10 protein-coding genes are annotated in these 11265 nt (G+C 75.7%); 5 read left to right on the top strand and 5 right to left on the bottom strand.

Annotation, left to right across the window (positions count from 1 at the left end; genetic code table 11):
- Positions 1-134: 134 nt before the first annotated feature.
- From ACFXAM_RS34260 to ACFXAM_RS34250, 3 genes are all read right to left on the bottom strand, one after another.
- Positions 135-824, bottom strand: coding sequence for a hypothetical protein (locus tag ACFXAM_RS34260; protein ID WP_380297275.1), 690 nt, complete (start codon positions 822-824; stop codon positions 135-137).
- Positions 825-915: 91 nt separating this feature from the next.
- A complete protein-coding gene (locus tag ACFXAM_RS34255) occupies positions 916-1224 on the bottom strand; it encodes a hypothetical protein (protein WP_380297273.1) in 309 nt (102 codons plus the stop codon).
- A 212-nt stretch (positions 1225-1436) separates the two neighbouring features.
- Positions 1437-2570 carry a hypothetical protein gene (locus ACFXAM_RS34250; protein ID WP_380297271.1) on the bottom strand — a complete coding sequence of 378 codons (1134 nt, stop codon included), beginning with the start codon at positions 2568-2570 and terminating at the stop codon, positions 1437-1439.
- A gap of 875 nt (positions 2571-3445) precedes the next feature.
- On the opposite strand from ACFXAM_RS34250, the gene ACFXAM_RS34245 reads away from it, so the two are divergent.
- Both ACFXAM_RS34245 and ACFXAM_RS34240 read left to right on the top strand, forming a co-directional pair.
- Positions 3446-3829: a hypothetical protein gene (locus ACFXAM_RS34245; protein ID WP_380297270.1), complete on the top strand. Its 384-nt coding sequence runs from the start codon at positions 3446-3448 to the stop codon at positions 3827-3829.
- 705 nt (positions 3830-4534) lie between these two features.
- Positions 4535-4888, top strand: coding sequence for a beta/gamma crystallin domain-containing protein (locus ACFXAM_RS34240; protein ID WP_380297269.1), 354 nt, complete (start codon positions 4535-4537; stop codon positions 4886-4888).
- A gap of 749 nt (positions 4889-5637) precedes the next feature.
- Here the strand turns inward: ACFXAM_RS34240 and ACFXAM_RS34235 are convergent.
- The gene (locus ACFXAM_RS34235; RefSeq protein ID WP_380297268.1) at positions 5638-6555 is read right to left on the bottom strand and encodes a phosphotransferase; all 918 of its coding nucleotides are present in this window, start codon (positions 6553-6555) and stop codon (positions 5638-5640) included.
- Positions 6556-6662: 107 nt separating this feature from the next.
- Between ACFXAM_RS34235 and ACFXAM_RS34230 the strand changes: the two genes are divergently transcribed.
- The 3 genes from ACFXAM_RS34230 to ACFXAM_RS34220 all read left to right on the top strand — a co-directional run bounded on the left by ACFXAM_RS34230 (position 6663) and on the right by ACFXAM_RS34220 (position 8806).
- Entirely contained in the window at positions 6663-6896 is a 234-nt protein-coding gene (locus tag ACFXAM_RS34230; RefSeq protein ID WP_380297267.1) for a hypothetical protein, read from the top strand.
- Between the two features lie 67 nt (positions 6897-6963).
- Positions 6964-8124: a hypothetical protein gene (locus tag ACFXAM_RS34225; RefSeq protein ID WP_380297265.1), complete on the top strand. Its 1161-nt coding sequence runs from the start codon at positions 6964-6966 to the stop codon at positions 8122-8124.
- 121 nt (positions 8125-8245) lie between these two features.
- Complete coding sequence (locus ACFXAM_RS34220; RefSeq protein WP_380297263.1) at positions 8246-8806, top strand: hypothetical protein; 561 nt, start codon at positions 8246-8248, stop codon at positions 8804-8806.
- A gap of 69 nt (positions 8807-8875) precedes the next feature.
- On the opposite strand, the gene ACFXAM_RS34215 is transcribed toward ACFXAM_RS34220, so the two are convergent.
- The gene (locus ACFXAM_RS34215) at positions 8876-10936 is read right to left on the bottom strand and encodes a discoidin domain-containing protein (protein ID WP_380297262.1); all 2061 of its coding nucleotides are present in this window, start codon (positions 10934-10936) and stop codon (positions 8876-8878) included.
- Between the last annotated feature and the right edge of the window lie 329 nt (positions 10937-11265).

Raw genomic sequence — 11265 nt, 5'->3', positions numbered from 1 at the left:
ATCGCCCCCGTGGCCGGGGGCGCCCGCCGGCGGGGGGGGGGGGGGGGCGGGTCGGCAGGAGGCGGGTCGGCTGCCGGGGGCGGGGTCCTCGGAGGCGGCGTGGGCGGCGGCCGGACCGGTCGCCGGGGCGGGTGTCAGAGGTGCAGCTGGGCGGCGAGCCGCTCGGCCACCGTGCGCAGCGGCTCCCCGGTCAGCGCCGCGTCCGGGGAGGCGGCTTCGGTGCCCTGGCTGACCAGCAGGGCGAGGTCGCCGCGGTCCGCGACGGGGAGCCGGGCGACGGCGACCGACCCGCGGCCGGGGGCGGTGCTCGCCCGGCCGGGGGAGGGCTGGTCGGCGGAGACGGCGGCGAGCTGATCGGGCGTGAGGTCGCCGGCCCGCTGGATGTAGGGCAGGGCCAGGTTGACCGCGATCCGCTCCGCCGGGGCGGCGAGCACACCGATCTCCACCGGGGTCGTCCCGGCGGTGAAGGAGCACCAGACCTGGACGCTCTCGGGCCGGGCCGGCGCCGTCGCCACCGGGCCGGAGGGCAGCGGCCGGGCCTCCTCGGGCGGCACGACCTCCGCCCGCACCGCCCGGTCCGCGCCCGCGGCCGGGGTGACGGCCCGTTCGATCCCGGCGGCCCTCAGCGCGCCCGCCAGGTCCAGGCCGAACGGGCACGCCGGGTCCGGACCGAGGTCCCGGACCGCCGACTTCAGGGTGGTGAAGGAGAGCTTCCCGCCGGCGGACGGGGCGTCCGTACCGCCGGCGGAGGAGCAGGCGGCCGTGCCGAGCAGGAGCCCGGCCAGGACCACCGGGGCGAGCACGGTCGTGCGGTCGGTCGTCATCCGGTCAGCCTAGGGCGTGTTCCGGCACGGCCCCACTGCCGTCGTGCTCCCCGTGCCCGCGGCCCGGGATCGTGTCGCCCGGTCCGGTGGTTCACCAGGCCGGGCCTTCCCCCGGGAGGGTGTCGGGGGTGAGGTGCTCCCCGGCGTTGCGGCAGGTGCTGCAGGTGTGCCAGTGCGCCCGGGACTGCGGCCGTTCGGGGTGGACGGACCGGTGCGGAGCGAGGGTCATGTCCGAGGTGTCCAGACCGCACAGGGTGCGCGGGCCGCAGGCGCCGGAGGCCTCGGTGGGGGCGGAGTGCGCGCGGCGCACCGGGATCTCGGGCTCGGCGGGCCGGTGGTCGGCGCCGAGGAGGCGGATGTTGGTCGGTGTGTCAGGTTCCAGTACGACGACGATGTCCATCTCCACAACGTGGACTCGGGACCGGCCCGCCGCACCCCCATGACGGCATCCGGACCAACCCGGCGCGCGACCGGATCGGCCCGCGACCGACCCCGACCGACCATGACCGACCGCGACCGACCGCGACCGCGACCGGGCCCGGGCGCGCGTGGCGCCCGGGCCCGGCCGTCGGCGGATCGGAACACGGATCAGAACACGGGTCGGAACACGGGTCAGAACGCCGAGGTGTACGCGGTGAAGAAGCGGGACGGGACCGGCGAGCCGGAGCCGTTGAAGCACAGCGGGTAGAGGTTCACCGTGCCGGCGCTGCGGGCCCACGGCGTGGCCAGACCGCAGTAGTCCGGGCCGGGGCCGAAGGCGGTGACCTGCGCGGTGTCCGCGGGCACGGCGATGTTCGGCAGGTTGACGGTGTAGGGGACGGACCCGCTCAGGGTGTTGGGCGGGCCGGAGGAGTTGAAGTTGGTCGCGGCCGGCACGCCGCCGTTGAACCACAGGTAGCCGTAGGACTTGGGCGGCAGCGCCGGCCCGTGCACGGCCCGCTTCTCCGAGTAGCTCAGCGTCCAGCGGGTGTCGTACGGGGCGTTGGCGGCGTTGTAGCAGTTCACCAGGACGGTCTGGCCGCTCGCGGAGGGCGCCCACTCGCCGACCTTGCAGCGCGCGCCGTTGACCGCGTCGACGGCGGTGACCTCCAGGTTGCCGGCCGGCGTCGCCTGGCCCAGGCCGGGCAGCCAGACCTTCCAGACGCCGGTGCCGCCGTAGCCGACCGCGTTGGTGCCGCCGGTCGAGTTGTACTGGGTGATCACCGCGCCGGTGGTGTTCGAGAAGACGTAGCCGTAGCCGCCCACGGCCGGGGCCGGGACCCCGCTGCTGGTCGTGTAGAGGACGGTGAACCGGGTGTCCTCGGGGGCGCCGCCCGGCCGGTAGCAGCCGACCGCGACGTCCTGTCCGGTGCCCGCCGTCGCCCAGCCCCTGACCTGGCACCAGCTGCCGGTGCGGCCGACGGCCGTCACGTGCGCGATGCCGCCGGGGCCGGCGATCAGCGGGAAGTGCACGACGTAGGACCCGGTGCCGACCTGGTCCACCCTCACCGGGTTGGCGGCCGGGGACGGCCAGCTGCCCCACTGGCGGCTGGTGTCGGGGACGTAGGACGGCGGCGGGGTCGGGTTGTCGAGGTACGCGAAGCCCCAGCGGTCGGGCACGGCGGCGTGCGCCGGGCCGGCCGCCGGGAGACTGACGCCCACCAGGGCGGCCAGTACGGCGAGGACGAGCAGCAGGGCGCGGACGGCGCGGAACGCGCGGTCGGCGGGAACGGGTCTGACCGGTGGTACGGCGGTGCCGGCGTGCATGGGCATACCCCTTGGGTGTGAGGAATCACGGGCGGCCTGCGCGGTGGTGCCCGCCCTGCTGTTCCGCCCGTGCCGGGGTGAGCCGGCAGGCGGCGGCCGACGGGACGACCGGTCCCTCAGGGAGGGGACCGGCGCTACCCGGCGTCGGCCGGCAGTGACGGGGTCGGGGGTCAGGCCCGACGGCGCTCACATCGTAGGGGCGCGCCGGGCGGCGGCACAGGCCTGCGGTACGCGCCGCCCGGCCCTTCGCGCGACGGGCGGAAGCCGCCCCTCCGGGTGCCTCCCGCCCCGGCCGCCCCGTCCGCCGCCGCACCGGTACCACCCGCCCCACCGCGTCCGTGCCGTCCCGCCGGGACCCTGACCGGAAACCGCCCTTCCGGCCGGGCCCGCGCTCCCTGGAGCCCGGGCCGGACCGCGTACGGACACCGTTGGGGCGGGCGTCGGCGGGGCGGCCCCGTCCGTTCACCCGGCGGACGCCCGCGACGTCGACGGAGCCGCGCTCACCGGCCGCGAAGGGCGTCGTCATGCCGTGGGCCCACAGCTCGCGGGTGACGGCGTGCGGGACCCCGGAGTCCGAACACGACTCGTAGGAGACGATCGTCCGCGCGATGCGCAGGGACTCGTTTGAGGGGCCGGAGGCCCGGGTCTTGCGGCGTGCCACGGCAGACCTCTGGTCAAAGGCGTTGCAGGGTATGGCAGTTGGCACGCCCGCCCGTGCCTCGTCACCTAGGATGACTCCGCTGGGACAATCGCTGGGCCGAGGGGGCCGGATGGCAAGAGCTCGGGATCGGGATGCCGGGGCACGCGCCGAGCGGGAGGGCGGGAGAGGCAGAAGGCTCGCATTCCGCTTGGCTGTTGCCGGTGTCCTCATCGGCGTGCTGGGGTTCTTCGGCTTCCACCAGCTGGCTGGGCATCCGGACCCGCATGCAGGCGACATCAAGGCGTGCGACGGGTTTGAAGCGGCAGTGGGAGCCGCCCCGAGCGACCTGCTGTTGGTCGGCTACCCGGCCTCCATGTACCTGTACGCCGGCAGGCTCCGAAACGCCGCTGACAGCGCCAACGACGCAACCCTCCGCTCGGACCTGCTCAGTAACGCGACTGATGCCGACTTTGCGGCCAAGTCGTCCGACTTCGCCGACAGGCATCCTGGCGATCCGGCAGCGAGACGCCAGGAGAGTGCAGCCATGGATGCGGAGAAGGCCAGCAGCGACAAGGCGATCAAGGACTGCTCCGACGTATCGCAGTATCGACGAAGCTAGGGAGCGATTGTCGATTCCTGTGGATCACCGCGCGCTCAAGTGGCCCGCAGCCCTTGATGAAGGACTGCGAAGTCTTCGCCGGTGCGGCTGCGGGATGACGCGAGGGGATACAGGAGGGCCGGGGTGGGGGCCACCAGGCTTCGGGTCTTCCGGGGGAGCCCGCACCACCTGTCCTCGCGTTGATGCGCGTTGGAGGTTTCCGCCCATGCACCACCGGCAGGGCCGGTAGGCCGAGCCGCGGCGCCCTGTCGGTGGTGGCTTCCTCTTCCCGGTTCGTCGCCCGGACGGCTTCGCACGGCAGCGCGGCCAGTCGCGGTCCGTGTCCGGGATCGACCCGGGCGAGCAGCGGGTTCCCGCCGGCCGCCGCCGCCCCGTACTCCGGGTACGGGCCCTTCCCCCCGAACGGGACGAGCGGCCCGTCCACGTCCAGGAGCAGCAGCGGAGGAAGCGCGGATCCGGTCATCCCGGGAGCCGGCCGCTTTCCCCCAGTACGCGCCGCCCGGAGAAGTGACGTGTGGTCACGTCCCGTCAGGGTGAACGGTCAACGGAAGCCGGGGCGGGCGCCACGATCGAGTGGTCCTCCGGTCGTGCGGTTCGCATCCGGAGTGTTGGGGCCGGACGGGGGACGGCGGATCGCTAGCTTGGGCCCCGGTCCCCGGCCCGCCGCCCCGACAGGCGCGGGCCCTCCCAGGAGAAGGAGCACCCATGATCCAGAAAGGCCTGCGGGCCGCCTGTTCCGCGGTCGTGGCGTTCGCGGCCGCGGCCGCGCTGACCCTCGGCGTGCCGGGCGGCACGGCCTACGCCATCGACCACGTCGAGTGCGTCGGCGGCGAGAGCTTCCTCAAGATCTACTCGCACCTCGACGGCCGCGAGAGCGTCGACTGCTACGCGAACGCCGGCCGGACCGACTTCGGAGGGTGGTGGATCGACCGGATCTACACGGGCAACAACGACCTGATCTACTACGACGTCAACGGCGACTCGGTGAAGATCGAGCGCTGGCACGACATCAGCTTCCCCAACCGGCCTCCCCGGGTCGCCTCCATCCAGATCCTCTGACCCGACCGCCGCCCCGCGGGCTACTGCCGGCCCGCGGACCGGCGGACCGGCCGCGGGGTGAACGAGGGCGGGGCGGCACGGGGCGGGAACTCGGGGAACAGCGGGAGCGCCGGGAGCGCCGGACGGGGTCGGGCGTCAGGCTGCGCCGCGTCGCGCGGAGCGAGGGGCGGTGGAACCGGCTGTTTCGGACCCCAGGCCGGGGCCGCCAGGGACGAGGAGGTGGACGCGCCGGCCAGGGCCGGCCACTCCACCGGCGGGGTGTTCCTGCTGTCCGTACCGGCCCCGGAGGGACGCCTCGCCGGCGCGGCCCTGGTCAGCAGTGCGCCGCACGCCGGCCGGCGCCGCCCCTTCGCCGACCGGGCGGCGGCGCACCCGCTCCCCGCCCTCGACGAGGCGGCCGCCGCCCACGCCCGGCAGCCGGACGACGCGACCCCGCGCGCTGACCCTCGCCGCGGCGCCGTGGGACTTCACCGCCCGGGGGCCGGCCGGGGGCCGGGCGCTGCCGGCGGGCCTCCCGTACTGCCAGGCCGCGGTGGACTTCGACCGGCCCCACGTGCTGCGCCACACGATCGAGGACGCCGGTCACTTCCCCCGGATCGAGAACCCCCGGGCCGTCCGGGCGGCCTTCGCCGACCTGACCCGCCGCCTGGAGACGGCGGGGCGGGGCATCTCCTGCGGACAGGTCCGACGAGCCCGCGGCGGAGTCCGTGCGGCGGGGGTTCCCCCGGCCCGATCCGCAGGACACGCCCTCAGGGCCGGGCCGTCGCGGTGAGGCGGCGCAGCGCGGCCCGGGCGGGCGGCCCCCAGCTCGGCTTGCCGCCCGGGCGGCCGTGGACGCCCGCCTCCCCGATGAGGGCGCAACCGAGGGCCTTTAGCACCGCCCAGCCACGGGCCCGGCGCCGGGCCGCCGGGTCCGCGGCCGGCCGGTAGGCGTCGAGGAGGCGGTCGGCGGCGCCGTCCGGCAGCAGCATCCAGGCGGCGGCGAGGTCGCAGGCCGGATCGCCCGCGCAGAGGTCGCCGAAGTCGACCACACCGCAGACGGTCCCGTCCGAGGTGAGGACGTTGGCCGGATGCAGGTCGCCGTGCAGCCACAGCGGCGGGCCGGTCCACCCGGGCGCGGCGACGGCGTCCTCCCAGACCGCGCGGACGGCGTCCGGGTCGGGGACCAACCCGAACCCGGTGGCCGCGGCCAGCGCCCGGGCGAATCCCTCCGCGTAGTCGGCCAGCGGTCCGCCGCGGTCACGGCCGGCGGGTGCGCCGTCGGGCGCGGGCCGGTGGAGGGCGCTCAGGAACGCCGCCAGGGCGTCGGCCGCCTCCGCGGCGCGGGTGACGGGGGCGCGGTCGGCGGGCGTTCCCGCCAGCCAGGTGGTGACGGTCCACGGTCGCGGGAACCGCTCGGAGGGCTCGCCGAGGCGCTGGGGGACGGGAACCGGCAGCGGGAGCCCCGGCGCCAGGACGGGAAGCCAGGTGTGCTCCTTGCGCAGCAGCGCGTCCGCGGACTCCGTCGCCCAGGGCAGCCTCACGGCCAGGTCGTCGCCGAGCCGCCACAGCTGGTTGTCCCAGCCCCGTGCGCCGAACCGCACCGGTCGGTCGGCCAGGTCGGGGTGCTGATCGCGCAACAGGTCCCGGACGAGTTCCGCGGTGACCTCGATCTCGGTGTTCGTCATGCGCCGCCACGGTAGCCGACGGCTCCGGTCCTCGCGGCGCGTGGGCGAGGAAGCGGTCCATCCGTGGCGGAGCGAGGCCGCGGAGGACGACCGGGACGACGGGCGCAGTGACCGGGCGAACGCCGGGGCAGATCCGGACCACGGTGCCGGCGGTGGCGGACTGCGGCACCGACCCGTTCGCCCCGCCGGGGGCGATGGCGCGCCTGTCGTGCCGCCCGTACCGGGACGCCGGCGGCAGCGTGTCCGGCGTGCCGGGCGAGGCCGCCCCGCACCGCGCCCCGGACGCGGCGGCCGCCGGTCACCCCGGCCCGGGGGCCCTCGACGACGTGAGGTGCCACTGACAGGCCGAGGGGATTGGCCTATCGTGCTTCGCAGCCGACCGAACCGTGCCGGAAGGTGGTGCACGCCGTGCTGAGCGATCGTCTGCGGGCCGGGGCGCTGGAGGTGGCGGAGCGCTGTCCGACACCGTTCTACCTGTTCGACCTGGAGGCGCTCGCCGCGGGCTACCGGGAGATGGAGCGGGTCTGGAGGCGGGAGTTCGCGCGGCTGACGGTGGCGTACTCGTACAAGAGCAACCCGCTGGCCGCCGTGACGCGGCGGCTGGCGGCGCTGGGCGGGGCGGCGGAGGTGGTGTCGGGCGCGGAGCTCTCCCTCGCGCTGGCGGACGGCTTCGCACCCGGGCGGATCGTCTTCGACGGGCCGGTGAAGAGCCGGGCGGACCTGGCCCGCGCGGCCGGGCTCGGCGTCCCGGTGCAGGTCGACTCGCTGACCGAACTGGCCGACCTGCTCGCCCTGCCCGACGGCCCGCCGCCGGTGGGCCTGCGGCTCGCGACCCGGGGCGACGACGGGCGGTGGTCGCGCTTCGGGCTGCTGCCGGACGAGGTGACGCGGGCGCGCGAACTGCTGGGCCGGGCCGGCCGGCCGGTGTGGGGCGTGCACATCGGGGTCGGCACCCTGTCCGGCCCGGAGACGTACCGCGAGGCGCTGGTGTCCTGGGCGGAACCGCTGCGGGACCTCGCCCGGACGGCCGGGGGCCGGCTGACGGTGGACGTCGGCGGGGGATTCCCGCCGCAGGGGGTGCCCGGGCGCGCGTGGGAGGTGTACGCGGCCGCCGTCGCCGCCGGGTGCCGGCAGGCCGGGCCGGGGCCGGACGAGGTGGACCTGCTGATCGAGCCGGGGCGCTCCCTGGTGGAGGAGCACGGCGCGCTGGTCTGCCGGGTGGCGGTCCGCAAGTCCCGCGACGGACGGGAACTGCTGGTGCTGGACGGCGGCACCAATCTCGCCCGCACGGTGAAGAGCCGTCCGCACCCGATCGAGTTCCCCGCGGCGCCGGGCGACCGCGGCGGGCGCTACCGGCTGCTCGGCGCCAACTGCTACGAGGGCGACGTCTTCGCGGACGACCTCCCCGGGCCGGCGGACGCGGGCCCGGGGGACGTGGTGGTGATCGGCGACTGCGGCGGCTACGACCAGCCGTTCGCCCATGTCTGGGTGCGGCCCCGCCCGCCCGTCCACGCGCTGGACGGCGACGGCTGGACGGTGGTGCGGGAGTCCGGCGAGACCATCCGGTAGCCCGGCCGCACTGCCCCCGCACCACCCCCGGGCCGCCCCGGAACCACTCCCGGGCCACCCCCGAACCACCCCCGAACCGGCGACGACGGCCCGCCGCCGGGCAGTTGATAGCGTGATCGTCATGACGCAGCTCGGAGAACTGGTCCTGACCCCCGACGAACGGGCCCGGGGGACCGCGGTCGACAGCGTGATGTTCACGATGGACTGGACCGGCGAGGAGGAACCGGGCCGGCTGGCGGACTTCGTGGCCGCCCGGGTACGGGCCTTCGGGGTGGAGCCGGTCGGCGTCGACACCGAAGCCGTCCGCCGGGCGGCCGAGGCCGATCCGGCGCTGCGCCGCGGTGACCTCCCGGTCCGCCAGCTCGACCACCTCGCCGGCGTGCTGGCGGACCTCGGCTGCACCCTCCTGGTGTGGGAGAGCGGCACCGACGCCTACGAGCTGCTGGTCGCGCCGGCCGGCGAGCGGGAGCCGGCCGGGCTGACCCACGAGGACCTCCCGGTCCGGGCCTGGGGCGCGGAATCCGGAACGAGGCTGGTCGGCCTGGACTGCCCGGGGTGCGCGCAGACGCTGTTCTGGGAACTGCCGCCCGAGGAGACCCTGGCCGGCGAGTCCTGCGCGTGCGGAGCCGCGTTGTTCGACGCCGCCGGCCTGCCCCTGCCCGGCGTGACGCTGCACGACTGAGCGCCGGACGGGCCGCCGGGCCGAGGGGTGCCCCCCCCCGGCCCGGCGACCCGTCACCCCGGCCCGGCGTCAGCCCCGGTAGACACAAACCTCGTACAGCGAGTACCCCCACCCCGTGGCGCGCTGCTCGCCGTGGATCCGCACGTAGCGGGCCGGGACGGCGGGGAAGCGCGCGGTGTCCAGCCCGCCGTCACCGGTGGCGGTGGACCAGACCGTGCGCCAGGTGGTCCCGTCGGTGGACACCTCGATCCGGTAGGCCCGGGCGTGGGCGCGCTCCCAGTCCAGGGTGACCCGGCCGACCAGGGTGGTGGCGGGCAGGTCGATCCGCAGCCACTGGTCGTCGCTCCAGTCGCTGGCCCAGCGGCTGGAGGCGTTGCCGTCGACCGCCCGGGCGGCCCCGAAGTCGGTGAACGGGTTCCACTCGGCCGAGCTCGCCGCGGCGGTGGCGCCCCCCGCGAGGTTCACCTCGGACCGGTACCGCTCGGAGGCGCCCCAGGTGGTCAGGTAGGACTCCGCGCCCCGGAACAGGTCGTCGATCACGCCCTGCCCGCCGACCAGCCGGATGTCCTCCAGCCAGTCCGGCACCAGGCCGTAGTGCGCGGCGCCGTCGGTGTTGACGTCCCAGGTGCGGCTGCCGGCGGTGGCGCGCTCGACCACGGAGCCGCCGTCGGCGGTGCGGAACGGGTAGCGCACCGGGTTCGCGGTGCCGGCCCCGCGCGGACCGGGCCAGCCGCCCACCCCGTTCATGTCGGTGCCGTAGCCGTAGCCGACGCCGTACTTGTCGCGCAGCGCGTCGGTGCGCCGCGCCTCCGCGCTGAACGCCTCCGCGCCGTTCATGTACTGGGCGACGAAGCCGCCGAGCCGGTAGACCCGCTCCGTCCAGCCGAGGTCCATCCAGCTGTGCGAGGAGAGGGCGCCCGGGTACGCCTCGGACTCCAGGACGTCCAGGGCCCGCCCCGCCGCCTTGACGCTCATGTGGTCGAGCTCCAGCATCATGCCGCGCCGCATCATCCCGCGCAGCGCGTACTCGCCGAGTTCGCTCAGGCCCCGGGTGTTGCACTGGGCGTCCGCCGCGTAGGCGGGCAGCGTCACCCCCGGCGGCAGCTGGCTCTGCACGGACGCCGGGGCGGGTGCCAGACCGATCGGGTTGTCGTGCTGCGGGCCGGTGCACTGCTCGGTCTGCCAGAAGGTGCCGGTCGACAGGAACTGGCCCGCGTTGATCGCCGCGCCCAGCGCGCCCTCGTCGAACCGCACGCCGCACAGCGCGTTGTCGAGCTTGTGGCACAGGAACATGCTGCGCACCCCGAGCCCGTACAACTCGTCGAGGCCGCGGTCGATGTCGGCCCGGCTGCACTGGGCGACGTCCAGCACCTGCTTGCAGCCGAACGGCTCCGAGGTCTCCACCCCGAGCACCACGGCCAGTTTGCCCTGCCGGACGACCTCCCGGGCCTGTGCGCTGTCGGTGACGATCCGGAACCAGCCCTTGCCCGGGCCGCCGTACATCCGGTCGACGTAGGCCTGCATGTCGTAGCTCAGCTTCGCCTGGAGGCGGATCGAGGTCATCTCGTCGCAGCTGCGGTCCTTGAAGAAGTAGACCGAGCAGATCACCCCGTTGGTGACCAGGTCGTTGACGAGCACCCGCTCGCCGCCGCGCCAGGCGCGCTCCACCCAGGCGTAGTAGTTCTGCTGGTGGGTGAGCGAGTCGTGGGCCGGCCAGTCGGCGAAGGTCGGCCAGCCGACCGGGTCGTGCCGGCCGTCGCCGCCCTTGGTGATCATGTCGAAGACGGCGAGCGTGCCGTCGGGGTAGTGCTCGGGGCAGTCCTTGAGGGCATCGGCGACGCCCGCCTCGGAGAAGGCCTTGCCGCAGATGAGGCGGCCGCCGAAGGCCTCGTTGGCGAGAATATGGTCGTGCGCGTCGACGAAGCCGCGGACCCGGCCCCGGTCGTCGGTGCCGGTGAACGGCTCGCCCGTGACGCCGATCCCGGCGTCGGGCGCCGGCCGGGCGACCGGGTCCCACCAGTTCGCGCCGCCGGCCCCGCGTGCCGGGGCGGCGAGGGCGGCGGCGACCAGGGCGAGCAGCGCGGCGAGCAGGGTGGCGAATCGCAGGCGTGCGTGGGGGATTCGGGTCATGGGCACCCCAGTTCCGGAGGGACGGACGGGCGGGCCGACGACGCGGCCGGCGCCCCCGCCGCGGCACGGCGGCTCTCCGGAGGGCGGGGGTCTGGTCCCGCGAACTCGGTGTGACGAGAATCGCCATTGTTGGACATTCCGTCAATAGCCGCGGCAGAACCGGCCGTGGCGCGCGGCCCGGCCCGGAGGGGGGCCGCGCGGCCCCCCCCCCCCCCGGCGCGCCCCCGGACCGCCCCCTGGTCGCCGCCCCCCCCCCCCCCCAAGGCCCCCACCCAGCTGTTCGTCGAGAAGATCGAACAGCGCTACGCCGCCGTCCTGGTGGCCGCGAC

It is taken from the genome of Kitasatospora sp. NPDC059462 (assembly GCF_042749955.1).
Taxonomy (GTDB): domain Bacteria; phylum Actinomycetota; class Actinomycetes; order Streptomycetales; family Streptomycetaceae; genus Kitasatospora.
This window is presented reverse-complemented; position numbering and strand designations above follow the sequence as displayed.

What these genes read in the sequence shown, in the direction of transcription:
- ACFXAM_RS34260 (WP_380297275.1), bottom strand. Translation starts at nt 824, where the DNA reads ATGACGACCGACCGCACGACCGTGCTCGCCCCGGTGGTCCTGGCCGGG.
- ACFXAM_RS34255 (WP_380297273.1), bottom strand. Translation starts at nt 1,224, where the DNA reads ATGGACATCGTCGTCGTACTGGAACCTGACACACCGACCAACATCCGC.
- ACFXAM_RS34250 (WP_380297271.1), bottom strand. Translation starts at nt 2,570, where the DNA reads ATGCACGCCGGCACCGCCGTACCACCGGTCAGACCCGTTCCCGCCGAC.
- ACFXAM_RS34240 (WP_380297269.1), top strand. Translation starts at nt 4,535, where the DNA reads ATGATCCAGAAAGGCCTGCGGGCCGCCTGTTCCGCGGTCGTGGCGTTC.
- ACFXAM_RS34235 (WP_380297268.1), bottom strand. Translation starts at nt 6,555, where the DNA reads ATGACGAACACCGAGATCGAGGTCACCGCGGAACTCGTCCGGGACCTG.
- ACFXAM_RS34220 (WP_380297263.1), top strand. Translation starts at nt 8,246, where the DNA reads ATGACGCAGCTCGGAGAACTGGTCCTGACCCCCGACGAACGGGCCCGG.
- ACFXAM_RS34215 (WP_380297262.1), bottom strand. Translation starts at nt 10,936, where the DNA reads ATGACCCGAATCCCCCACGCACGCCTGCGATTCGCCACCCTGCTCGCC.